General features: G+C 65.9%; 20 protein-coding genes. 9 read left to right on the top strand and 11 right to left on the bottom strand.

What is annotated here, in order from left to right:
* Positions 1-284: 284 nt before the first annotated feature.
* Positions 285-1,184, bottom strand: coding sequence for an AraC family transcriptional regulator (locus CVN68_RS21415; protein WP_100283988.1), 900 nt, complete (start codon positions 1,182-1,184; stop codon positions 285-287).
* A gap of 191 nt (positions 1,185-1,375) precedes the next feature.
* On the opposite strand from CVN68_RS21415, the gene CVN68_RS21410 reads away from it, so the two are divergent.
* From CVN68_RS21410 to CVN68_RS21395, 4 genes are read left to right on the top strand one after another with little or no spacing between them, the layout of a single operon-like run.
* A complete protein-coding gene (locus tag CVN68_RS21410) occupies positions 1,376-2,029 on the top strand; it encodes an energy transducer TonB (RefSeq protein WP_100283987.1) in 654 nt (217 codons plus the stop codon).
* Between the two features lie 14 nt (positions 2,030-2,043).
* Positions 2,044-2,784 carry a TonB family protein gene (locus CVN68_RS21405; RefSeq protein ID WP_158299006.1) on the top strand — a complete coding sequence of 247 codons (741 nt, stop codon included), beginning with the start codon at positions 2,044-2,046 and terminating at the stop codon, positions 2,782-2,784.
* A 16-nt stretch (positions 2,785-2,800) separates the two neighbouring features.
* Positions 2,801-3,361, top strand: coding sequence for an RNA polymerase sigma factor (locus CVN68_RS21400; RefSeq protein ID WP_100283985.1), 561 nt, complete (start codon positions 2,801-2,803; stop codon positions 3,359-3,361).
* 25 nt (positions 3,362-3,386) lie between these two features.
* Entirely contained in the window at positions 3,387-4,355 is a 969-nt protein-coding gene (locus tag CVN68_RS21395) for a FecR family protein (RefSeq protein ID WP_100283984.1), read from the top strand.
* 100 nt (positions 4,356-4,455) lie between these two features.
* Here CVN68_RS21395 and CVN68_RS21390 read toward each other — a convergent pair whose 3' ends face one another.
* From CVN68_RS21390 to CVN68_RS21375, 4 genes are all read right to left on the bottom strand, one after another.
* On the bottom strand, positions 4,456-5,727 hold the full coding sequence (locus tag CVN68_RS21390; protein WP_100283983.1) for an aminotransferase class V-fold PLP-dependent enzyme: 1,272 nt from the start codon (positions 5,725-5,727) through the stop codon (positions 4,456-4,458).
* Positions 5,727-8,111, bottom strand: coding sequence for a TonB-dependent receptor plug domain-containing protein (locus tag CVN68_RS21385; protein ID WP_100283982.1), 2,385 nt, complete (start codon positions 8,109-8,111; stop codon positions 5,727-5,729). The genes CVN68_RS21390 and CVN68_RS21385 overlap by 1 nt, the downstream gene beginning before the upstream one ends.
* Positions 8,112-9,071: 960 nt before the next feature.
* Complete coding sequence (locus tag CVN68_RS21380) at positions 9,072-11,162, bottom strand: phosphocholine-specific phospholipase C (RefSeq protein WP_100283981.1); 2,091 nt, start codon at positions 11,160-11,162, stop codon at positions 9,072-9,074.
* A 14-nt stretch (positions 11,163-11,176) separates the two neighbouring features.
* Positions 11,177-13,414 (bottom strand): TonB-dependent receptor, encoded by a 2,238-nt coding sequence (locus tag CVN68_RS21375; protein ID WP_158299004.1) that lies wholly within the window; start codon positions 13,412-13,414, stop codon positions 11,177-11,179.
* Positions 13,415-13,424: 10 nt separating this feature from the next.
* On the opposite strand from CVN68_RS21375, the gene CVN68_RS23515 reads away from it, so the two are divergent.
* Complete coding sequence (locus CVN68_RS23515) at positions 13,425-13,598, top strand: hypothetical protein (RefSeq protein ID WP_158299003.1); 174 nt, start codon at positions 13,425-13,427, stop codon at positions 13,596-13,598.
* Positions 13,599-13,668: 70 nt separating this feature from the next.
* On the opposite strand, the gene CVN68_RS21370 is transcribed toward CVN68_RS23515, so the two are convergent.
* Positions 13,669-14,925 (bottom strand): TetR/AcrR family transcriptional regulator, encoded by a 1,257-nt coding sequence (locus CVN68_RS21370; protein ID WP_100283979.1) that lies wholly within the window; start codon positions 14,923-14,925, stop codon positions 13,669-13,671.
* A 43-nt stretch (positions 14,926-14,968) separates the two neighbouring features.
* Entirely contained in the window at positions 14,969-16,312 is a 1,344-nt protein-coding gene (locus CVN68_RS21365; RefSeq protein ID WP_158299002.1) for an MFS transporter, read from the bottom strand.
* A gap of 139 nt (positions 16,313-16,451) precedes the next feature.
* Here CVN68_RS21365 and CVN68_RS21360 point away from each other — a divergent pair, with 139 nt between their 5' ends.
* Together CVN68_RS21360 and CVN68_RS21355 are read left to right on the top strand one after the other, a co-directional pair.
* Positions 16,452-17,321, top strand: a complete 870-nt coding sequence (locus tag CVN68_RS21360) for a phosphodiesterase (RefSeq protein ID WP_100283977.1) — start codon at positions 16,452-16,454, stop codon at positions 17,319-17,321.
* Positions 17,321-18,085, top strand: a complete 765-nt coding sequence (locus CVN68_RS21355) for an HAD-IIA family hydrolase (RefSeq protein WP_100283976.1) — start codon at positions 17,321-17,323, stop codon at positions 18,083-18,085. The genes CVN68_RS21360 and CVN68_RS21355 overlap by 1 nt, the downstream gene beginning before the upstream one ends.
* Before the next feature lie 105 nt (positions 18,086-18,190).
* On the opposite strand, the gene glmS is transcribed toward CVN68_RS21355, so the two are convergent.
* Genes glmS through glmU form a run of 3 tightly spaced genes read right to left on the bottom strand, consistent with a single transcriptional unit; the run spans position 18,191 to position 21,828 of the window.
* On the bottom strand, positions 18,191-20,014 hold the full coding sequence (gene glmS / locus CVN68_RS21350; protein ID WP_100283975.1) for a glutamine--fructose-6-phosphate transaminase (isomerizing): 1,824 nt from the start codon (positions 20,012-20,014) through the stop codon (positions 18,191-18,193).
* A gap of 30 nt (positions 20,015-20,044) precedes the next feature.
* Positions 20,045-20,470 carry a hypothetical protein gene (locus CVN68_RS21345; protein WP_100283974.1) on the bottom strand — a complete coding sequence of 142 codons (426 nt, stop codon included), beginning with the start codon at positions 20,468-20,470 and terminating at the stop codon, positions 20,045-20,047.
* Positions 20,467-21,828 (bottom strand): bifunctional UDP-N-acetylglucosamine diphosphorylase/glucosamine-1-phosphate N-acetyltransferase GlmU, encoded by a 1,362-nt coding sequence (gene glmU, locus CVN68_RS21340; RefSeq protein ID WP_100283973.1) that lies wholly within the window; start codon positions 21,826-21,828, stop codon positions 20,467-20,469. Before glmU ends, CVN68_RS21345 begins: the two co-directional genes overlap by 4 nt.
* 72 nt (positions 21,829-21,900) lie before the next feature.
* On the opposite strand from glmU, the gene CVN68_RS21335 reads away from it, so the two are divergent.
* A complete protein-coding gene (locus CVN68_RS21335) occupies positions 21,901-22,587 on the top strand; it encodes an HAD-IA family hydrolase (RefSeq protein WP_100283972.1) in 687 nt (228 codons plus the stop codon).
* A 210-nt stretch (positions 22,588-22,797) separates the two neighbouring features.
* A complete protein-coding gene (locus tag CVN68_RS21330; RefSeq protein WP_100283971.1) occupies positions 22,798-23,214 on the top strand; it encodes a GAF domain-containing protein in 417 nt (138 codons plus the stop codon).
* Here CVN68_RS21330 and CVN68_RS21325 read toward each other — a convergent pair.
* On the bottom strand, positions 23,199-23,507 hold the full coding sequence (locus CVN68_RS21325) for a hypothetical protein (protein ID WP_100283970.1): 309 nt from the start codon (positions 23,505-23,507) through the stop codon (positions 23,199-23,201). The genes CVN68_RS21330 and CVN68_RS21325 overlap by 16 nt on opposite strands.
* Between the last annotated feature and the right edge of the window lie 66 nt (positions 23,508-23,573).

The following is a 23,573-nucleotide window of genomic DNA, read 5'->3' as shown; positions in this document are numbered from 1 at the left end:
CGGTCTTTCGATCGACGGCGTGTCGATGCCTTGGCGCGGTGCTGTGACGCATTTGCTGCAACGCAGCGACCGCTTGCCGAGGCGGCGTTTAGGGATCCGAAGTCGATTCTATCAATCAAAAATCGGAAAAACCTGGCTGCTGAGAATCAATGTTCGAATTAGGTTCGATAATGTGAATTATATATTTCAAACGCTGAATATTATTAGAAACGCACAATGGGGTTTAACTTCGACATCTCGCTTGATGACGAAGCATTAATTTGCAGTTTCTACGTTTTTACGTATTATTCGTCGCGAATATGCGCCTCGTTACTCAGCTTTACCGATGCATAGCGGGTTTTTGTCGGGGTTTCGCCGAATGCTTTTTCGTACGCCCGGTTAAAACTGACGGTGCTGGCGAAGCCGAAGGCTTCGGCAATCGCAGCGATCGAACGCGTCTCGTAGATGCTCGTCAATCGCGCGCGCGTCTCGCGCAGGCGGACGATCTGCGCATATCCGGCGACGGTCGTTCCGATACAGTCGCGAAAGCCACGCTGGAGCGTGATCGGCGTCACGCCCGCCTTGCGGGCGAGCGCCTCCAGGCTCCAGCGCATCGCCGCGCCTTGGTCGAGTTGCGCCCTGGCAAGGCTTACCGAACGGGATTTGGGGAACGCGCGGTCCGGGCCATGCTGATCGACGAGAAGGTCGACCAGCGCCTCGACGAGCCGCACGCTCGTCGCGCGATCGGCCATACCGCGTGCGGCCAGACTGTTTGCAAGCTCGCGAAGCTTGCCGTTCGCCGGGATTGCGAGCGACAAGGAGGCGCGGGCAATGCGGCGCGCATCGCCAAGGGCGGCGCTTGCATATGCCTGGGTCACGCCGCGCGGCATCGAGATCATCACGCCCGTGGCGCCTGCCGCCCAGTGGATCTCGCCCATGCCCTCTCGACCGAACACGCACGGTGCATCGGGGGCGAGGACGGTTCGAACCCCCTCGAAATCGACGATCGCGCGCCCCTGAACCGGCACGATGAGCAGATACTCCGCAGCATCCGACGCGGCCTTCATGCGGGTCGGCACGAGGCTCTGGACACACTCCACCGTAAGTCGAACGTCGCGTCGCGACAGATCGAGTGCGACTCCCGTATCTGGCCGGCCCGCGAACCCGCCACTGTCGCGTGCTGCTGCTGTAACCGTCCCGCTCATCGCATGTCCTCCAACGGCGAGACACGCGGCAACGGCCGATCACGAACGACTTTTTCGGTACCGGATGATTTTGTCGAACCCCGTCGGCTTGTGACGACGCGGTTGCACTCAGGTGTCATGAAGCGCCGCTACGGCGGCGGCGTATTTGATGATGCGGCAAGAACCGCACGTACGCCGACCAGGGATCGCACATGAAGCCTGCACCGATCGAGCGACTGGCCTCGCTTGGCATTACCACCATGATTCACATCGCCGCAGGCGTCGCCTTGTTCATGGTCCTGGCACCCGGCGGCAAGGGCTCCCGCGGCATGCATGCCGACCGCAGCGGCGCGCTGGTCGTCGAACTGATTCCGCTCGCGCGCGAAAATCGCCACGCGTCGGCGCGTGCGGACCCGTGGTTGCAGAAGGCGCATAGCGACGTAGCGTCCGCGCCACGCGAGCTCGCGCCATTGCCCTCCGGCACCGGCCGTCGCGCTTCCACCGCCGAACCTGCCGATGCGGCAAAGCCGGTACTGCACAGCGAGCCCCCGGGCAGCGCCGCCTCCGACATGACGGGTTCGGCAGCGATTCTATATCGCGATATCCTGCTCGCGCATATCGCCCGCTACCGCCGCTATCCCAGCGAGGCACGCGACGCCCGGATCGAAGGCGTGGTGGAAATCCGCTTCGTTCTCGATCGGAAAGGCCATGTGCAAGACGCGTGGGTCGCCAGCAGTTCGGGGCGCACGAGCCTCGATCAGGAAGCGCTTGCGGCGATCCGGCGCGCGGTTCCAATGCCCGGCATTCCATCCGAACTGCCCGACCGCATCGACATCACGCTACCCGTCGATTTCGAGATCGGCTGAAGCGACCCATCAGCTTGTCGACGACTCGTCTCCCTCCAGCGTTCAGAGCGGCTGCACGCGCCTTGCCGACGGGCGCGTGGCTCGGGGCGGCAACGCTGCTAGCGATCGGCGGCGCGTTAGTTCCGTCGGTCGCCGCGGCGCAGCACCGCAGCTATGACATTCCGGCGCAAGCGCTCGAAGCTGCCTTGCTCACGCTGGGCCGGCAAAGCGGCATCGACGTTCTCTATCAGCACGGCGTCCTCGACGGACTAACCTCCGCACCGCTCCGGGGCGACTTTTCGCCTCCGGCCGCGGTTGCGACCCTGTTGCGCAGCACCGGGCTGCGGCATCGTTTCACCAGCGCGACCGCGGTCCTGATCCTTCCCGCCGCGCTGCCGGCGACTTCAGGGGAGACTGCCCGTGCAGCGCCCGACGGAAACGCGCCGCGGCTCGTGCTTGATCGTCTCCGGGTGACGACCGCACGCGTGATCGGCAGCCCGGCGGCGCGGGACTACCGACCCTTCGGACAGACGATCCGCACCGCAATCAGCCGGCAGCTTCAGCAGGATCCCCGCACGAGCAAGCGACAGTTCAAGGTCCGTATCGCGATCGAACTGGACGCTCGCGGCGTGATCCACGGGCTGCGGGTGCAGCGTGGTTCCGGTCAGGCGAGACTGGACCGCGACATCGCGCAAGTCCTGAACGGTGCCTCGATGCCCGGGCCGCCGCCGGCCGGGCTGCCACAGCCGATCTGGTTCGAGATCGACGCCAAATGATGCGTCGGCGGGCACCATGATGGCCGATTCCGCACGCGGGTCGCTGATCCGCGCGCTGCTGGCGGGATATTCTGCGCTGCGCACCCGGCTGGCCCGAAAGGTCGGCCCGGAGCTCGCGGAGGATGCGCTGCAGGAAACCTGGATTCGGCTCGAGACTCGCGGCGAGCTTGCGCCGGTGAAGGACCCGCAAGCCTATCTGTATCGCGCGGCGCTCAACGCGGCGAGCAACATGATTCGCGCCGAGCGCCGGCATCTGACCATTGTCGAAATCGAGGAACTGCTCGACGTCGCCGACGACGCGCCCGGGCCGGGCACGATCGCCGAAGACCGGGCGAGCATCGCGATCGTCGAGCAGGCATTGTCCGAACTCACCGAGCGGCAACGCATCATATTCCAGGAGGCATTTCTGGGCGACACCAGCCATCACGCGCTGGCGGAGCGCTTCGGCGTGACGCTGCGCACCGTGCAGAAGGAACTTCGCCGCGGCGTCGACCTCAGCGCGCGACGGCTCGGCCGAAAAAAGTCGTTCGTCACGGGCGTGCCGCAACTGTCAGTAGATAAGGAGGGGGAGGAATGACCGACGCCCCGAAAGGCCACGCGCCATGACCATTCATGGAACCGAGACGGCCGATCTGCCGCCCCTGGTGCACGAAGCGCTGGGCTGGGTCGTGCGCCTGACCTCGGGCGCGGCGACCACGGCCGACGCGGAGGCATTCGAAGCGTGGCGCGCCCAGGGGCCGGCGCATGTCGAGGCGTTTCGCGAGGCGATCGCTTTCCGCCGCACGCTGCGGACAATGCCCTTGTCGCGCCTGGCGCCGGGCAGCAATGTGGTCGCGTTCGAACGAGGAAGCCGCCCTGCGGTTCTGGACCGGCGCGCGATGCTGATCGGGGGCGGGGCCGTGGCCGCGTCTGCGGCGATGCTGATGGCCACGCCTCCTTATGGCTTGTGGCCATCCCTCGCAGAACTCGGCGCCGGCGAGCGCACCGGCGTCGGCGAGAGGCGCACGTTGCGCCCGATGGCGGGGGTGACGGTCGAAATGAATGCGCGCACCGCGCTGTCGCTGGTTCAATTCAGCGCGAGGCTGATCACGGGCGAGGCCTTTGTTGCCGTGCGCAGCAGCCAGTCGCCCTTTTCGATCGTGGTGGGCGGGAAGACCTGGTCGACACGGAATGCCGAACTTAACGTCCGGTTCAGCGACGGAAACACCTGCATCGCGTGCCTGCGAGGCTCGGTCAGGCAGAGCGGGGACGGCGTCCACACACTCGGCGCAAACCAGCAATATGTATCCAAGGCGGGAGAAGCCGGACAGATTTCACCGATCGATGCGCAAATCAGCGCCGCATGGCGGCGTGGCGTTTTGATCTTCCGCGACACCCCACTCGCGGAAGCGATCGACAGCATAAATCGCTATCGGCCCGGCCGGATCATTTTAGCGAACGAACGCATCGGCAGGCGACTGGTCAGCGGCATGTTTCACACCAACCAGATTGAAAACGCCGTGGACCAGCTTCAGCAGCTGCTCTTGCTGCAGGTAACGCAGATTGCCGGCGGCGTAGTCATTCTGCGATAGCCGGAAGTGCATTTGCAGCGCTCCACCGAATGCTGCGTTTGGGCGTGCTTCTCCCTTGGTGCGAGCCGGCCTGAACCAACGCCCTCCCTCTCGCCAGAGGTCAGCCGCGTTGCATAACCGAGACGATGTCCGGCAACGCCCGGGCGAGTCGATCCACGTCCTCGGGGCGCGTGAATAGCGCAGGGGTGACACGCACGCAGGCGCCGCTCGCGATCCCGTCGCGATGGACGGTGAAGATGCGATGGCGCTCGATAAGATGCTTCGCGATACGCATATTGGCAGCGACGTCGATCACGCCCTTCACGCGAAAAGACGTGATGCCGCCGTGCGACCGGGAATCGTCCGGCGTCAGCACCTCGATCCCCGCAACGCGGCGCGCGCCCGCAACCCAGTGATTCCGCAACCCCCTCAGCCGGTCCGCCCGGCGTTCGCTGCCGATCGCCTGCTGAAAGGCCAGCGCGGCGGGCACGGTCAGGCTGGCGGCGAAATCGTAGGTGCCGAGATGCACGCGCGCGGAAATATCGTCGCGGCCAGTCGCCGGATTGGCCGGATGGCGGTCGATCCGGTCCAGCGCGCCCTCACGAATATGCAGGAACCCCACGCCCAGCGGCGCGCCGAGCCATTTATGGCCGTTGACGCCGATAAAGTCGCAATCGAGGTCAGCCAGGCTGAAGTCGAGCTGGCACCAGCTGTGCGCCGCATCTACGATCACGTCGATACCCTTCGCCCGCGCCAGCGCGGCGATCTCGCGGACCGGAAGGACCAGCCCGGTGCGGTGGCTGAGATGGGTGAGCAGGATCAGGCGCAGGCGCGGATTGGCGGCCATCGCTTCGGCATAGGCCGCGACCAGCGTCTCGTGAGTCGCCGCCTCGGGAAGCGCGAGCCGCACGATCTCGACGCCGCGGCGGCCGCGCAGGCTCTCCATGCAATGCTGCATGCTGTCATAATCGAGATCGGCATAGAGCACCGCGTCGCCCGGCCGGAGCCGATTATAGCCGAGGATCAGCGTTTCCAGCGCCTCGGTCGCGTTGCGGGTAAAGGCGAGTTCCTGGGGCTTGACGCCCATCGCCGCGGCGACCTGATCGCGCACCGCGATCAGGTCGCGGGTCATGCCCCGGCGGGCATAATAGCTGGTATCGCGGTTCACACGCGCGACCGTCCCCTGATAGGCTTGGAGCACTGGCCGAGGCATCATCCCCCAATTGCCATTCTCCAGCTGAACGATACCCTCGGGCGGACCATATTCTGCGGCGATCGATCGCCAGAACGCCTCGCCGTCCCTATCCGCCGGAACCGTCGCGCGGGCGGTTGCGGCGACCGCGGGCAGCGCAAGGCCGCCCGCGAGCACCGACCGGCGATCGATGCCGGCCATCAGAAGCGCAGTCCGATGCGCGCGTAATACTGACCGCCGTCGGTATCGTAGGGGGCGTTGCGCGAATAGATCAGGCCCCGAATGGCCTGGTTGGTTGCTTCGTCGGGATAGCTGTCGAAGATATTCTCGGCTCCCACGCGCAACGACAGGTTCTCGCTGAATTTGTACGCAAGCGACGCATCGAACAGCACCGTTGACCCGAAGCGCTGGAAAAGCTCGCCCGTGGCATTGCCGGTCACGTCGGTCCACGATCCGTAATAACGACCACGGAGCATCAGTCCGAGCGCACCGATATCGTAGCCCAAAGTCCCGGTGGCGTTGTGCTGGGGCAGGCGTTCCTCGAAGATGCGCCGCTGGGTGACGTTGGGGATCGCAGCGGTGTTGCCGCTGCGGACGCGCGTCTGGTTATAATTATAGGCCAGACTCAGATTGGCCCGGCCGGCGCCGAGCGCCCGAACATAGCCGAGCACCACGTCGATGCCGCGGGTACGGGTGTCGAAATCATTGGTGAAATAACTGACCGAGGTGAACCGGTCCGGGTTCGGAAAGGCCGCCGGAACGGTGAAGGTCGCCGACTGGCCGAAGCGATCGCTCAGGTCGATCTGATACAGATCCACGCTGGCGCTGAGGCCGAAGTCGGTCTGCGCGGTCAAACCCGCGGTGAGCGTGCGCGATTCCTCGGGAGTGAGCGGCTTGGCACCCAGCGCGATCGCGATCGGGTCATTGGGTGAGAGGCGTCCCTGATTGAATATCTGCAGCGTGCGGGTGTCGAGGCCCTGAGTCACCTGGCGGGTGTTGAGCTGCGCTGGCGTGGGCGCGCGGAAACCGGTGGAATAGGTGACGCGCGCCGCGAGACCATGGACCGGCTCGACGCGGCCGGCGAACTTGTAGGTGAAAGTGTCGCCGAACTCCGAAAAATCCTCGTAGCGGCCCGCAGCGCCCAGCGTCAGCATCTCCACCGGCTTCCATTCGAGATCGACATAGCCGGCATAGCTGCGCTGACCCCACTCGCCCGATTGCGCCGGGCCGAAGCCGGGAAAGCCGTTCGAATTGGGGGCCAGTCCGGTCGCCGCGCCCGGGCCGACGGCATAGGAGGCAGGATCGCCCGGCGAGACTGCATAGGTCTCGACGCGGCGTTCGGCGCCGAACGCGACATTCACCGGCTCCGCCGTGCCTACTGGCAGGCGATAGACGAAATCGGCGTTGAGGTTGAATTCGCGCTGCTCGAGCCGGCCGAGATAGAAGCTTGTCGGGCTGTTGGGCCCAAGCGACGCGTTGAGGCTCTCGCCCAGCGTATATTCGATCCGGCTGCGGCCGAGCGAGGCGCTCAGATCGTAGTGGAAGCGATCGCTCAGATCGCCGCGCAGTCCGCTTACCGTCTGATAATCACTGAACTTGGTGCCGAAGCGCGGCGTGAAGCCGGTCGGATAGAGCGTGTTGAACGAGAAGCCCGGAAACCCGGCGCTCGCGCCATAGACGCTGGCCGTGCCTGCCGGGTTGCGCCAGTTGAAGTCGGTGACGCCTTCGCCCTGCTGGAGCGTGCCGAACACATAGAAGGTCGCTGCGTCTGCCAAATCGTAATGGCCATTTACCGCGCCGCTCACGCGCTCCTGGTCGGGCTGACCCCAGCGCTGCACCGGATCGGGGACGCGGAGCTGCGGATTGGCGGCCTGGAAGGCGATGGCGTCGGGCCGCTGACGCGTGCGCGACGTCGCTTCCTGACGATCGAACTGGCCCGTAAAGGCGATGGCGCCCCGGTCTCCAAGCGCGATCCCGGCACGCATGCCCCACTGATATTCGGTGCCGTCCTTGACATAATAACGCGAGACCTGGCCGAAGGCGTCCATCCCCGGTGCTTCGTCGAGGAGGATGTTGATCACCCCGGCAATGGCGTCCGAGCCGTATTGCGCCGAGGCGCCGTCGCGCAGCACTTCGACGCGACCGATGCCGGCGGTGGGGATGCTGGCGAGATCGGGTGCCTGCGCGCCGCGCGAGCCGAGCAGGGCGGAGCGATGATAGCGCTTGCCATTCAGCAGTACGAGCGTCTGATCGGCCGAGAGCCCGCGAAGTGTAGCGGGGCGGACAAAGGCCTGGCCGTCGGCCGCTGGAAGACGCTGGACGTTGAACGAAGGAAGCAGCTGAGCAAGCACATCGTCGAGATCGCCGGAGACGCTGGATGCCACCGCCGCCTTCGACAGCACATCGACCGGCGCCAGGGTATCGAACTGGGTGCGCGCGCGATCGCGGGTGCCGGTGACGACGATCGGGCCCTCATCGCCGGAAGCCTGACTTTCCTGCGCATCGACGGTCTCGTTCTGCGCCCAGGCGACCGTTGCGCACGCGAATTGCAGCGCGATCATCGCGCTACCGAACAAAAGCTTCATGGATACCCCTATGGAGTTTGTGGCGACCCGACTGGCGGACAGGGTGCGGCTAGGCGCGCCGCATGACGCGTGCGTTACGACTTGGCGTAAGCGGTATAAATTCCGGCGCAGAGCTCAGGACGCTAAACGGCAGGAAATGATTTGTGGGCGGCTGCTTTCAGGTACCAGCGCCCAGCTAGAACAAGCAGCGAACATCGTTCAGGCCCGTCTGGTTCCCGGATGGTGTCCGGGACCATCGTCGAGGTCTACCGGCCTCCACGCGCAAGTGCATCGCGATGGCCGGTGCTCGGTCCGCTAATGGGCCGGATTTCTGGATTGGCGCGCCGTGGAGAAACATTGTGGCCAGCCGCGTTGCGTCGTATGAACCGAGGACCAAAGGAGGCCGATATGCGATTTATGGAAGACGTCCCCGGCGGCTGATCGTCCGGTCCTGAAATCGGGCTGTTGACCTTTGGCTACTGCGCAGGCTGCCTGTCCCGCTATTCCAGACCGCAACTGGTGCGGCACTTTCGGCGCGCCGTGGCAAAGGCCTGGCTTGGCGGCTGCACCGTCCACGGCTTTGCGACACCGCGAATGAACACATTGTGTCAGCCCGGGCGGCGCGTCACGGGCGGCGCGCGCATACTCTGGATTAGCGTCGCAGAAGTTCGAGTCGTCAGCGCGAGTCAAAGTGGCGCGCCCGGTTCGGCGAACGCCGGCAGGTTCGCCACCTAGGCGGCAATCGCCGCAGGAGCGATCCGCGCCTCGGCCGCCACTAACCGTGCCTGCGCCCAGTCGACCGTTGCGGCCAGCGGGCTTGCTTCGACCGGATTGGGCGTTCGCCTCGTTCTGAGCAAGCTGACAAGCATAGCCGCCATTGCGCTCTGTCGGCTCGAAGTGGCCACCGGCCGCCGTCTGCACACAGCGGTACCCGGCGGAACCGCGGACATGGCCACGAAGGCCGGCGGTGCCGGCACGAGGTCAATCGGAACCTGCCTTCCTCCCTGGCCAGCTGACGGAGTCTCGTCCGGTTTCCACGCGGCCGGAAAGCCGGCGTGAGAATGGCGAGCCGTCGAAACAGTCGAGCCTGAGATCATACCAACCACCGGCTGCACCGATCCGGACCGTCCAGTTTGCCCCTTCCGGCAGCACCAGTAGACGAAACTCCCCAGCCCCGCCGAGCAGGTCGCAACACCGCAGCGCGATCGTCTCTGCCCCACGGTTGATCAGCTCGATCGCCAGCGCGTCGTCGTCCAGAGCGCGGCAGCGTACCGATAGCGGATCCGTCGCCCTGCCGCGCAGCTCGCGAAACCAGAGATTGGGGCCGCGCACGTCCAGGCGATAGCCCTGCTCGCGCACGGCCCATTCGTCGCTCAGCGTCTTGCCGGGCTCGACCGTGTAGTGGCGTGGCAGCGCGTCGAGATCATCGAGATCACGCACCTGATAGACCAGCCCGGCCTTTCCGGCATTGCCGAAGCGGAGCCGCAGAGTGCCGTCCGCGATCGCCTCTTCGAGAACCGGCGCATAGGGCAGAGCCCGCGCCGGGCGGATGCCAGGTTCCTGGGCCGGGAGCGTGCCCTGGGCAGGCGGCAGCGGCTTGGGCAGCTTGAGCGCAGCCTGCACCCGCGCGAGCGCATCGCTCGTGTCCGGAAGCGTCGCGCGCCACTTCTGCGGCCGGGAAAAGTCGAACGCCGAGGTCAGGTCGCCGCAGACCGCACGGCGCCACGGGGTGATGTTAGGCTCCTTCACGCCGAAGCGCGCCTCGACGAAACGGATCACCGATGTGTGGTCGAACACCTGCGAGTTCACCCAGCCGCCGGTACTCCACGGCGAGATCACCGTCATCGGTACCCGCACGCTGAGGCCATAGGGAAGCTTGTCGCTGTGGATGTCGTCGGTCGTGTCGACGGTGGACGCGCCGGCGCGGCTGCCGTCGGGATTGAAGGCAGGCGGCGAGGGCGGCGGGACATGGTCGAAGAAGCCGTCATTCTCGTCGAAAGTGAGGAACAATACCGTCCTCGACCATACTTCCGGATTAGCCGTGAGCGCGTCGAGCACCCGGGCGGTGAAGTTCGCGCCCTCGATCGGGCTCGATCCTTCCGGATGTTCGCTGTCCGATTGCGAGCAGGTGATCCACACCACCTGCGGTAGCCGGTCCGCGAGCACGTCGGCGCGCAGGTCGTCGATCGTCCAGCGCGACATCGCCTTGTCGTGGAGCGGCTCGCCCGGTCTCGCGTCGTTATAGGCCTGGAACGCGACCGCCGGGTTGGTGAGCCCCCAGAAATTGTCCTTGGGGTCCTGATAGACCTTCCAGCGGATCCCGGCCTGCTCGAGCCGTTCGGGATATGTGGTGTAGCGGTAGCGCGGACCTTTGCCGTAATTCGCCATGACTGCGGGATCGATGTTGTGGCGCTTCGCCGCCTCGGCCATTTCCGGCGTGAGCTCGATGCGCGTATCCAGCGCCACGCCCGAGCTGTTTGCCACTACGGGGCCGCCGCCGGTTCCGCGTGGATCGTTGCCGCCGGCCCAGATGAACAGACGGTTTGGATTGGTCTGGCCGTGAACCGAGCAATGATAGGCGTCACAGATCGTGAACGCCTCGGCCAGCTCGAACTGGAACGGAATATCCTCGCGCCGGTAGTGCCCCATGGTGAGCTGGGTCTTCGACGGGATCCATCCGTCCCACCGGCCCTGGCGCGAAGCGCCGTTGGCATCCTCCCAGCCGTGCGGCAGATCGGCCACCTTGAGCGCGGCGGTCGCTCTGGTGTCGAGATGGAAGGGCAGGATTGTCCGTCCTTCCTTGTCGCGCTGCTCCCATACCCGCCGCCCGCCGGGCAGCGGCACCGGATGCGGGTCGCCGAAGCCCTGCACCCCGCGCAGCGTGCCGTAATAATGGTCGAACGACCGGTTCTCCTGCATCAGGATGACGATGTGCCCGACGTCCTTGATCGTGCCGGTGCGACGGTGTGCGGGGATGGCAAGCGCGCGGGCGATGCTGGGATGCAACAGCGACCCCGCGGCGGCCACGCCGGCCCCCCGGAGGAAGCGGCGACGACTGGGCTGATTGGTCATGACGGGCGTTCCCTTCAGAAGTTCTGCGTGAAGCGCAGGCCGGCGATGCGCGGCTCGCCGCGGATCGCAGTGGGCAGGCCGAAGGATTTGCCGGTATTGCCGAGATCGAGCAGATATTCCTGGTCGAACAGATTGTTGACGTAAGCCTCGACGCTCCAGCCGCTCGCGCCCGAAAGGCCGATGCCGATATTGGTGAGCGCATAGCCGCCTTGTGATTCATAGGGCAGGTTGTCGGCGTTGAAGAAGGTCTCGGACTGATAGAATTCGGTCACGCGTGCCGTGAGGTTCAGCGTCTCGGTGACCGGACGCTCGTAAGCGAGGCCGAGCGAAGCCTTGTGCTCGGGCGACAGCCGGAAGCGATTGCCCGACAGATTCCTGCCCGACGCGTCGAAGAACAAGGTGTAGCCGGCATCGGTATAGGCATAGCTGGTGATCAGGTTCAGCCCGGGAACGACTTCGCCGCGCAGCGAGGCCTCGAAGCCTTTGCCCTCGGCCTTGCCGGCATTGGTGAGGCTGCCGAGGATGGTGCTCGGATCGCGTACCTGCAGGTTGGTATAATCATATTTGAAGAAGGTCAGGTCGGCGTTCATTGGGCCGAACTTCCACTTGATGCCGGCCTCGTAGTTCATCACCTCCTCGGGCTGGACGATGTTGAAGCTCGCGAGCGAGATCGCGGTGCGGCTCCAGGTCGCGTCGACCACCCCCGAGCGCAGGCCGCGGGCGACGCCGGCATAAACATTGAGGTCTGGCAGGATCTTGAACGAGACCGCGGCGCGCGGCGTCCAGAAGCTGAACTTGTTGTTCCTGCTGGCGAACACGCCGTTCGAATTGCCGAACAGGCCGAAGGGAAGCGCGATCGGCGCGACGCCGTCGAACGACTGGCGGATCGACGCGGCGTCCGTGGTCGCATCGTCCCGCGTATAGCGCAGCCCCGCATCAATGGTCAGGCGGTCGAAGAAGGTCTTCGAAACGTTGACATAGGCCGAGAGGCTGGTGCGGTCGTTGTTCCGCATCTGGGCGTTGTAATTCATCACTGTCACCGGGCGGCCGCCGAGACTGGCGACGGCGGTGATCGGCCTGGTCGGCGCGGCGATCGTTGGGAAGCTGCCGAGCATGTACTGCTCGTTGAGGCCGAGCGCGATCGTGTCCTCGACCTTCTCGTGGAACCAGCTGCCGCCGCCCGTGATGGTGAAGCCCGGATCGGGCTGCCAGGTGAGGCGCAGTTCCTCGCTATACTGTTTCTGCAGAGTGAACTGATTGCCGATTATGTAGGCGTAGGCCGTGCCGTCGCCGTCCCAGCGCTCGGCGGCCTTGACCCGGCGGAAGCCGGTGAACGAGCGCAGCGAAAGATCGTCTGCCAGCTCGATCCGGTTGTCCCAGGTCAGGCCCCACACGGTCCGGTCGATGCCTGCATCGGGACGATCCTGCGCGGCGGGAGTGAAGGGGCTCACGTCGCCGCCTGCCGGCGGCACCACGATCGACTTGAACTGTGTCGCCGGCGGATGATCTTCCTGATAGGTGAAGATCAGATCCGAGGTGATCCGGTCCGTCGGAGTGAAGCGGATCGTGCTGCGCCCGTAGAAGGTGTCGATGCCGTTGAGCCGGCCGCCGGGGATGGCGGTATTCTCGACCACGCCGTCGCGCTTCTTGAAGCGCACCGCGGCGCGAACCGCCAGCTTGTCGTCGACCAGCGGCGCATTGACGATGCCGGTGATGTTGAACAGGTCATATTCGCCGACCTCCGCCGATATCGAGCCGGAGAATTCGTTGGTCGGCCGCTGCGTCTCGATCGCGAGCACGCCGATCACCGAGCCCCGGCCGAACAGCGTGCCCTGGGGACCGCGGATTACCTGAATGTTGTTGACGTCGAGCAGTTCGGAGACGGCGCCCGCCTGGCGGCTATTGTCGATCCCGTCGACGAAGATCGAGATGCTGGGCTCGGAGACCGGGCTCGAATCATCCTGGGTCAGGCCGCGCAGGTTGAAGCCCGAGCGCTGCACGCTCTGCTCCTGAACCAGCAGGCCGGGCGTGTATAGCGAAAGCTCGCCCATGCCCTGGATCCTGAACGTGTCCAGCAACTCGCCGGACATCTGCGTCACCGGCACCGGCACGTCGACGAGCCGCTGCTCGCGCTGCTGCGCGGTGACGACGATCTCGTTCTCGTCGCGCTGCTCCGGCGGCTGGACTTGGCTGGCCGGCGTATCGCCTTCGGCGCGCTCGGCCTGGGCGTAAGCGGCGGGAGTGCTGAACAAAAGTCCAGCGGTGGCGACGCTGGACAAAAAGGCAATTGCACTCGGTAACGGCTTCATGGCTGCCTCCTTCTTGGGGTTGATGGAGCAGCTACCGGACGAATGTACAGTTTTTGTGACAGCAGAAGCAAAAGTTCAGGCCGCCGCACCTGCGGCGACCGCACCGGACTTTTCCCAGATTTTATAGAGTTATACGTCCCGGGCCTTGCAGTCCCTCTCGCTGACGCGCTGCTCTCGATTCGAATTCGAACAGATGTTCAGTCGATGTCCAGCAGGCTCGCGGCGGCGAGGCGCGCCTGCGACTCGAAGTCGTAGAGCGCCGATTCGCCGATCGCGGCGGCGGTCAGGAACGCTGCCGAGGACCAGAGCGCATGTGAGGCGGCGCGGGTGCGGGTGACGCCGCTGCGCACGCCGCGGCCGAGGCTCGCATGGGTGATGGTGCCGCGCTGCCGCCGCATCGCGATGCCGAGTGACTCGAGCGCGACGCTGCGCGCCGCTGCCAGCGAGATCTCCGCCATCCCGCGGCTGCGCAGCCGCTCGACTCCCGAAGGCTGGGATCGCCTGCGGACGCGCTCGATAATCGCCGCCGCTTCCGGCGCGTTGTCGGCATTGCGGACAAAGCCGGCGTTCACCTTCTCGAACACGCGCAGGATCCCGGCAAAGGCCAGTTCGGTCACGGACCTGAAATGATAGGTGGTGAGCGCGAGCGACACGCCTGCGCGCTCGGCCACGGCGCGATTGGTGACGGCGGCCAGCCCCTCCTCCTCGATGATCGATGCCGCGGCATCGACGATCCGCGCACGGCTCTCCGCCCCACGGCCCGCTTTGGCTTCGGGTTCGCCTGCCCTACCGTTTTCGGGATCTGCGAAGAACCGCGCCGCCAGCGCCGACACGCCCGACGATGCCTCGGCGCTGCCCAGTCGCGCGACGCGCGCCATCGCTTCGATGAAGCCCGCGCGCGCGAGCAGCCGCCAGGCGGCCGAGCCGTGGCAGCTCACGGCGAAGCTGCTCTCCGAGAGCAGGTGCAGGCCGAGGATATCGAACGCGAGCGGATCCGCACCGAACAGGCGGGCAAATGCGCGGAAAGCATCGCGCCGGACGCGCAGCCATGCATGGCAGATCTCGGAGAAGCGTGGCGTGACGGTGGCCGAGAGCCACAACTCGATCAGCACCAGCATGTCGGTACGCCGCTCGCCGCACGCCTCGTCGCACAATGTCCACAGGAACGGCCCGGCAAGCGTCGGCTCGATCGCCATCGCCTCGGCTTCCGCCGCCAGCGCTGCGAGCCGCACGCGATCGCGTTCGACTGCGAGGGTGAAGCATTCGGCGATCAGCCCATCCTTGTTGCCGAACATATAGGCGATGCTCGCGACGCCCGCGCCACAGCGGGCGGCGACATCGCGCAAGGTGGCACCGCGGATGCCGGCCGCAGCCACGAGCGTGGTCGCCTCCTCGACGATGCGCTGGCGCGTGGAATCGTCGTCGGATCCGGGCGAGGCGATTGTCGAAGCCATGGTGCTTGTTACGGGCGTCGTCCGCGGATCGCCAGTGGCGCGATCAGGAGATCGCCTCGCGCGGGGCGACCGGCGTCGCTGCGGGCACCGCAGTCTCCGGCGTCGCGCGCATCAGGATCACGAGGCCGAGCAGCCCGGCCAGGCACGGCGGCAGCGCATAGACCCATCGGATCGCCGTCACCACGGCCCCGGTTGCCGGCGAGCCGGGCACGAACCCCTTCCAGGCGAGCACCGACAGCGCCGCGCCGACGCCGAGCGCCGCGGCGAGCTTCAGCGTGACGTTGAACATCGCATAGTAGCTGCCCGATTTGCGCTCGCCGCTGACCTCCGCATCGCGCCCGGAGACGTCGGCGACCAGCGCCCGCAGCAGCATATAGTCGGCGCCCCAGGAGAAATTGCGGACGATGAGGAACAGTACGAGCGGCACCATCTCGCCGGCAGGCAGCAGCAGTGCGACGGGCGACAGCGCGGCATGCCAGGCGAACACCCCGGCGAGCGCGCGGCGCTTGCCGAACCGCCGGCTCACCGCCGCCCACACTGGAATCGAGACCAAAGCCACCAGCGCCTGGATCAGCATGAGACCGCTGGCGCCCCGCCCCAGAGCGAGCCCCTGCTCGACGAAGAATATGAAGGTGCCGGCGCTGGCGGCATCGGCCAGGCCGAGCAGCGCGTAGAGCATGAGAATCGTCAGCAGCGTCCGATCACGCAGCATCGTCCTGAACTGGCGCAGCGGATGCGCGGTGCGGCGTGCCGCATCCCGGTCGACCGGCGGCTCGGGGATATAGCGGAGCACCAGCGCCACCGACAGGGGCGTGATCAGGATCAGCATCCATCCCATCGCCGCCACCTGCCCGGCACGGCCGTCCCGGCCGAAATACTCGAGGATCGTCGGTAGCAGCAGGACGAACGGCATGCCCGCGGCGGCGAACCACACCTTGGCGCCCATGATCCGGGTGCGCTCGTGATAGTCTCCGGAGACCTCCAGCCCCCAGCCTCCATGCGGCACCAGCAGCAGCGTGTAGCCGAGGTGCATCGCTAGGCACCACAAAGCGAGCGTCCAGAGGCCGATGCCGGGTGCCGCAAAGAAGGTCTGCCACGTGCCGAGAAGGATCAGCGGCACGCTCGCGACCATCCAGGGACGCCTGAGGCCGATCGGTGTGGCAAAGCGGTCGCTGGCCCAGCCCACCACCGGATCGACGACCATGTCGAACAGGCGGATCCACATCATCAATGCCGCCACCGCAGCGAGTTGCAGCCCCAGTGTCTCCGAAAAGAATACCGGCAAGAACACCCGCCACGGCAGCTCCAGCGCCTGGAAGACCAGCACGGGCGACGAGAAGATGGCGAGCTGAACCATGTTCAGCCGCTCGGCACCGGAGCGGGACATGCGCAATTCCCTACGAGTGTACAGAAGGCGATTCTTGAGCAGCGAAAGTGCATATCCGCCCAAAGCATGACATTTGAATGACATGCTTGAACGGATGTACAGGAAGTGGGAAGAGCGATTCGACCACTGGAGAATCGCCATGCTCATCGTCCAGCTCACCGACACCCATGTCGTCGCCCGCGGGAAAGGCGCCTATCGGGACCAGATCGACACCAACGGAATGATCGCGAGCGCAATCGACCGCGTGAACGCGCTGCGTCCGCGACCCGACTGCGTGATCATCACCGGCGACCTCACCGATCACGGCACGCTGGACGAATATGCCGAACTCGTCCGCCAGCTCGAGCGGCTGGAGCTGCCCTTCTACCTGGTGATCGGTAACCACGACCATCGCGACACGATGCTGGCGGCGCTCGACTATCCGCATCTCACGGGCGTCGGTCCCTTCGTCCAGTACACGGTCGAGCATCATCCGGTGCGGCTGATCATGCTCGATTCGACCAGCGACGTGCACCACATGGGCGCGTTCTGCGAAGCGCGCCGGGCCTGGCTCGAGGCGCGGCTGGCCGAGGCTCCCGAGCGGCCGACGGTCGTCGCACTTCATCATCCGCCGTTCGACACCGGCATCACGTTGATGGACGCCGCCGGCCCGGCCTGGGCGCAGGGGCTTGTCGAGACCCTGGCACGCCATCCCAATATCGAGCGGGTGCTGTGCGGGCATATCCACCGCTCGATCCAGACGTTGGTGGGCGGACGGCTGGTCAGCGTCTGCCCCTCGACTGCCCACCAGGTGACGCTCGACCTCGGCGCCGAGCCCCAGGAGGGCGGCTTCTTCGAGATGGAGCCGCCGGGCTTCCAGATCCATCTGTGGCAGGACGGGCGCATGATCACGCATACCGCGCTGGTCGAGCGCTATCCGGAGGTGTTCCCGCTCTCGGCCGAGATGCTGGCGCGGATTCGCGAAATGACGCCGGGTCAGATGATGTTGAAGAAAGACCTCGCATTTTGATGCCAGCCAGCTGGACGGAACTCTGCGCGGCGGCCGGTCGCGCGGAGGCTGTGCTCTGCGACTGGGACGGCTGCCTCGCGCTGGGCAGTCGGCTTCACCCCGGAGCCGTCGCCTTTCTCCGCCGCGTCGGGCGGATCGCGATCGTCTCGAACAATTCGACCATGACGCGCGCCGAGTGCCGCGGTCAGCTCGTTGCTGCCGGGATAGCGGTCGCGTCCGACGACATCCATCTCGCCGGCGACGTCCTGCTGCGTGAGGCCGCGCGCCAGTTCGCGGGGCGGCCGGTCACGCTCGTCGCCGGCCCGGCCATGCGGCGCGAAGCGGAACGTCTCGGCCTGTGCCTGCAGGGTCGCGACGCTGCGGCGGTGCTGGTGCTGCGCGACCCCGGGTTCGATTTCGCCACTCTGTGCCGCGCCGCCAACCAGGTGCGCGACGGTGCCGCCTACTGGATCGCCAATCCGGACAATATGCACCCCGTGGCAAACGGCATCGCGCCCGAGACGGGAGCGCTTGCCGCCTCGATCACGGCGGCGGCCGGTCGGCGGCCGGACCGGATTATTGGCAAGCCCCATGCGCTGCTTTTCAACCGGGCAATGACAGGGCTCGACCTGCAGCCGGAAGCCCTTCTGATGATTGGCGACAATCCGGATACGGATGTGAAGGGAGCGAACGCGCTCGCGATCCACGCCCTCCTTGTCGGCCGGACGACATGGAAACAGTCTCCAGGTGCCCGCCTGTGCGATCGGGACGCAGAGACAGGATGATTCGCTGCCCGCGGGTGTCGGCACTTATTTAGAAGTGTCAGGACCTATTTAACAGTGTCAGAACTTACTTGTAATTTACCAAGTCGGAAAACCGAAACCGTCGCGCTATTCGACCGTAACCGATTTGGCGAGGTTGCGCGGCTGATCGACATCCGTGCCTTTCGCCACCGCGACATGGTAAGCGAGCAATTGCACCGGCACCGCATAAACGAGCGGCGCGATGAGCGGATGGACGCTGGGCATCTCGATCGTCGCGATCGCATCCTCGCCGGCCTGGGCCAGCCCCTCGGCGTCCGAGATCAGCACCACCCGGGCGCCGCGCGCCTTGGCTTCCTGCATGTTCGAGACGGTCTTGTCGAAGAGCGGACCCGACGGCGCGAGGACGATCAGCGGGACATGCTCGTCGATCAGCGCGATCGGGCCGTGCTTCATCTCGCCCGAGGCATAGCCTTCGGCGTGGATGTAGCTGATCTCCTTCAGCTTGAGCGCCCCTTCGAGTGCGAGCGGGTAATCGGGGCCGCGCCCGAGATAGAGCACGTCGCGCGCCGCGGCGATGGTGTGTGCCATCGCCTCGATCTCGGCATCGTGCGCCAGCGCAGCGTTGATCGCAGCGGGGGCCTCGAGCAAATGGCGGACGATCTCGCGCTCCTCGTCTTCGGCGAGCTTGCCCTTGGCGCGGGCGAGGTTGACCGCGAGCGCCGCCATCACCGCGAGCTGGCAGGTGAACGCCTTGGTCGACGCGACGCCGATCTCTGGGCCGGCATGCGTCGAGAGCAAAAGATCGACTTCGCGCGCCATCGAGCTGGTCGGCACGTTGATGATGCCCGCGGTGGTGACCCCGTTCGCCTTCATGTGGCGGAGCGCCGCGAGCGTGTCGGCGGTCTCGCCCGACTGGCTGACGACGACGCCCAGCGTGTTCGGCAGCAGGATCGGATCGCGGTAGCGGAATTCGGACGCGACATCGACTTCGACCGGCAGCCGCGCGAAACGCTCGATCCAATATTTGCCGATCATCCCGACATAGGACGCCGTGCCGCACGCGACGATCGCGACGCGCTCGATCTTGCTCAGGTCGAAGCTCATGTCGGGGAGCGCGACCTTCTGCTCGACCGGGCGGATGTACGACGCCAGCGTCTGCGCGACCACCACCGGCTGCTCGTAAATCTCCTTGAGCATGAAGTGGCGGTGATTGCCCTTGTCGATCAGCGCGGGAGATACGCCCGAGGCGACGATCGGGCGCGCGACGGGATTATTGTCGCGATCGAAGATCTCGATCCGGTCGCGGGCGACGGCGGCCCAGTCGCCTTCCTCGAGATAGGCGATGCGCTGGGTGAGCCCGGCGAGCGCATGCGCGTCGGAACCGAGATAATTCTCGCCTTCGCCATAGCCGACCGTCAGCGGCGCACCGAGCCGGGCGCAGATCAGCAGATCGGGCTCGTTGCGGAACAGAAAGGCGACCGCGAAGGCGCCGTGGAGCTGGGGGAGCACCGCAGCAACCGCTTCGCGCGGGGTCTTGCCGCGCTCGAGCTCGCGGCTGACCAGATGCGCGACGACTTCGGTGTCGGTCTGGCTCTTGAACTCGCGGCCTTCGGCGATCAGCGCGTCGCGCAGCGGCTTGAAATTCTCGATGATGCCGTTGTGGACGATCGAGACGTCGCCGACAATGTGGGGATGGGCATTGTCCTCGGTCGGCGCGCCGTGCGTGGCCCAGCGGGTATGGGCGATGCCGATCGTACCGGGCAGCGGGCTCTCCGCCAGTCGCTTGCCGAGATTGAGCAGCTTGCCCTCGGCGCGGCGGCGGTCGATCTCGTCGTCGTGCAGCGTGGCGATACCCGCCGAATCATAGCCGCGATATTCGAGGCGCTTGAGCCCTTCGAACAGCCGCTCAGCAACGCTGTCGGTACCGACGATTCCAACGATTCCGCACATATTGCTTCGAATTCCCGTGATGGCCGGCGATCAGCCGACGATTTCGATCTGGCTGGCGAGGTCGACGTCGATCCGCGTCTGGTGATAGCTGGTGCCGTCGCGCCGCGGGATCGGCACGCGCCGCGCCACGCCTTTTATCCGGATGTGCTTGCCGGCGAGCAGTTCGCGCGCCTCGCCGCCCAGCCGGGCTTTGAGCTCGGCGAGCGCCCCCGGATGCAGCTCGACCGAGAGATTGGCGGCATCGCGATAATCGGCGCTCGAGTTGAGATAGACGTTGAAGCCGGACTCGCCGACCGAGGCGACGTGCATCTCGAACACGCCTTCCACCGTGCCGGAACCGGCGGCAGCGGTCGCAGCGATCGCCTGGGCGGGGTTCATTGCGCGTCCGGTCTGCGCCAGCGCCGGTACGGCGGCCGTCAAGATCAGCGCCGCGGCTGCAATAATGTATCGCTTCATTCGGGCTTCTCTCCTCGTTTACGCGCCGCCATCGCCTCGCGGAAGCGCGTGCCCCAGCCGGGCCGAGCTTCCTGCCGGGCGCGTCCCAGCGCGAGCGCGCCGGGCTCGACATCCCGGGTCACCACCGAGCCCGCGGCCACGGTGGCATCCTTGCCGATCGTCACCGGCGCGACCAGCGCGCTGTTCGATCCGATGAACGCGCCTTCGCCGATGTTCGTACGATATTTAAAGAAGCCGTCGTAATTGCAGGTGATCGTGCCCGCGCCGATATTCGCCCCCGCCCCGACTTCGGCATCGCCGAGATAGGTCAGATGGTTGGCCTTGGCGCCTTTGCCGAGCACCGCCTTCTTGGTCTCGACGAAATTGCCGACCTTGGCGTCCTCGCCGAGCACCGTGCCGGGCCGCAGCCGCGCATAGGGACCGACCACCGCGCCGCTGGCGATCTGCGCGCCCTCGATATGGCTGAACGCGTGGATGGTGACGCGGTCGGCGACATCGACACCGGGGCCGAAAACCACATTCGGCTCGATCAGCACATCGCGGCCCAACCTTGTGTCCCAAGCAAACCAAACCGTCTCGGGCGCGATCAACGTGGCGCCGTCAGCCATCGCGCGGGCACGGCGCGCCTGCTGCCACGATACCTCCAGCGCGGCGAGTTCGCCGCGGCTGTTCACGCCTTCGACTTCATCCGCGGCCGCTTCGATCACTGCAGCGAGACGCCCGCTGCTCACTGCGAGACCGACCACGTCGGTGAGGTAATATTCACCGGCGGCATTGTCGTCCGTGACTTGCCCCAGCAATGCGAACAAGTCCCGCGCCCGGGCGGCCATCAGACCCGAATTGCACAGGGTCTCGGCGCGCTCCAGCTCCGATGCGTCCTTGAACTCGACGATCTTGACGAGGCTGCCGTCGGGATTGGCGATCACGCGCCCATAAGCGCCCGGTTCGGCGGGTCGGAAGCCCAGCACGACCAGTGCGGGTTCGCCGTCGCCATGGAGACGATCCAGCATCCGCTTCATCGTCGCGGTCGGCACCAGCGGCACGTCGCCATAGAGGATCAGCACGTCGCCGTCGAAGCCGGCGAGCGCCGCCTCCGCCATCCGCACCGCATGGCCGGTGCCGCGCTGCTCAGCCTGGTGCACCGTCTCGGCGCCGTACGGATGGACCGCCGCCTCGACCTGCTCGCGCCCCGCGCCGACCACGACGATCGTGCGCGCCGGATCGAGCGCCGCGGCGCTGTCGATCAGGTGCAGCAGCATCGGTCGCCCGGCGAGCGGGTGGAGCACCTTGTGCGTATCGGATTTCATCCGCGTGCCCTTGCCCGCAGCAAGGATGATCGCGGCTATCGGCGCTGTCATGAATACCCTCCGCGGAGACCCCTGCCATGACAAGCTTGCCAATTCCATAGCGTTGCTGGCAGCAGGCGCGCGATGACCAACTTCCCCTTCGACATAATCGGCTTCGACCTCGACGGCACTTTATTCGATACCAGCGAGGACCTGACCGATGCACTGAACCACGCGCTGGGCCTGCTGGAGCGTCCGCCGCTGAGCGTCGCGGCGGTCAGGCCGATGATCGGGCGCGGCGGCAAATATATGCTGCAACAGGGGCTGGAGGCCTCGGGCGGCTGCGACCCGGAAGTGCTCGAGCGCACCTATCCCGAACTGCTCGCTTATTATGGCGACAACATCGCGCGGGCGACGCACGCGTTTCCGGGGCTTGGGGCGGCGATGGACGCGCTCGATGCGCGCGGCGCGAAAATCGCGATCGTCACCAACAAGTCCGAGAGCCTGGCGGTGAAGCTGGTAGCGGAACTGGCGCTCGATCACCGCTTCGCCTGCGTGATCGGCGGCGACACGATGGGGCCGGACAGCCGCAAACCCTCCCCCGCGGGGATCCGCGAAATGATCCGGCGCTGCGGCGGCGGGCGCGCGGCGTTCGTCGGCGATTCGATCTTCGACATTCAGGCGGCGAAGAATGCCGGCATCCCTTCGATCGCAGTCAGCTTCGGCTTTCTGATGCAGCCGGTTGAGGAACTGGTGGCCGATGCAGTGATCGACCATTTCGACGAACTGGTCCCGAGGTTGGAAATGCTTGGGGGAAAGCCCGGCGCGTGAACGACGGTTCGTCGCTCGGGCTCGCGATAGAGACCTTCGCGGTCTCGGTCGCGCAGAGCGCGGCGCGGCCGGTGCGGCGTCCGCCCTGTGATTCACCTGACTACGCGGGGGTCTTGCATTTCTCGTACATCCGACCGAGCATATGGACGGGGAAAAAGCGTGAATCGCTTCGAGGGGATGTTGTTGCGGGGGTCAGATCAAGCCTCTCGGGTGGCGGATGACGGCCTGAATCCGGCTGGCGCAGTCGCTTCCGCCAGACTGGCCGAGCTCGTCCAGCTCACCCTGGCGGCCGACGGCGCCATCATCGATCTTCGCGCTTATGCCGAGCGCCAGCGCGCGCTGGGCGCGCCCGAGCGGCTGAAGACCGCCGGCATCTTGCTGGCCGGTGGAGAGGCCGAGCTTTCGGAAACACTGCTCTGGCGGATCGCCGATCCGGTCGAGGCCGGGGCGAGCGGCTTTCAATCCTATGCCTGCGTTCCGCTCCACGATCTGGACGGCGCGCCGCTGGGACGCATCGTCGCGATCCAGCGCGGACAGCGCCTGTTCGACGGGCATGATCTCAAGATCCTGCGCACCGTGGCCGATATCGTCGCGGATCTGACCCGCCAGCCTCAGCTCGCCAGCTGATGCGGCATCATCGGCGGATGGATCCGCGTCGACAATAAGGCGCGACCGCGCGCAGTGAGCGTCGCGTCGACGACCTGCGGACCACCCGGCCCGACCACGAACGCTTCGTAGCTGATCAGGCCGGCATCGCTGAGATCCTGGAAGTTGCGGATGAAATCAGTCATCCGGTCGGGGCTGACCATTCCGATATCGGCGGCACGCAGCGTCACGACGATAGGCCAGTTCGACCACAATGCATCGACGATCGTCTTAGCGTCGGCGGATTCCAAAGCCTGCGCGGGTGCGTCGATCACAAAAGCCTCACTGCCTTGAACTACATCAATCTGCGCCCCTTGCCGTTTGCCCCGATTGTTCCGGTC

The sequence above is a fragment of the Sphingomonas psychrotolerans genome (genome assembly GCF_002796605.1).
Lineage (GTDB): Bacteria > Pseudomonadota > Alphaproteobacteria > Sphingomonadales > Sphingomonadaceae > Sphingomonas > Sphingomonas psychrotolerans.
Note: the sequence above shows the minus strand (reverse complement) of the source record. Positions and strands in the feature narration are given on the sequence as shown.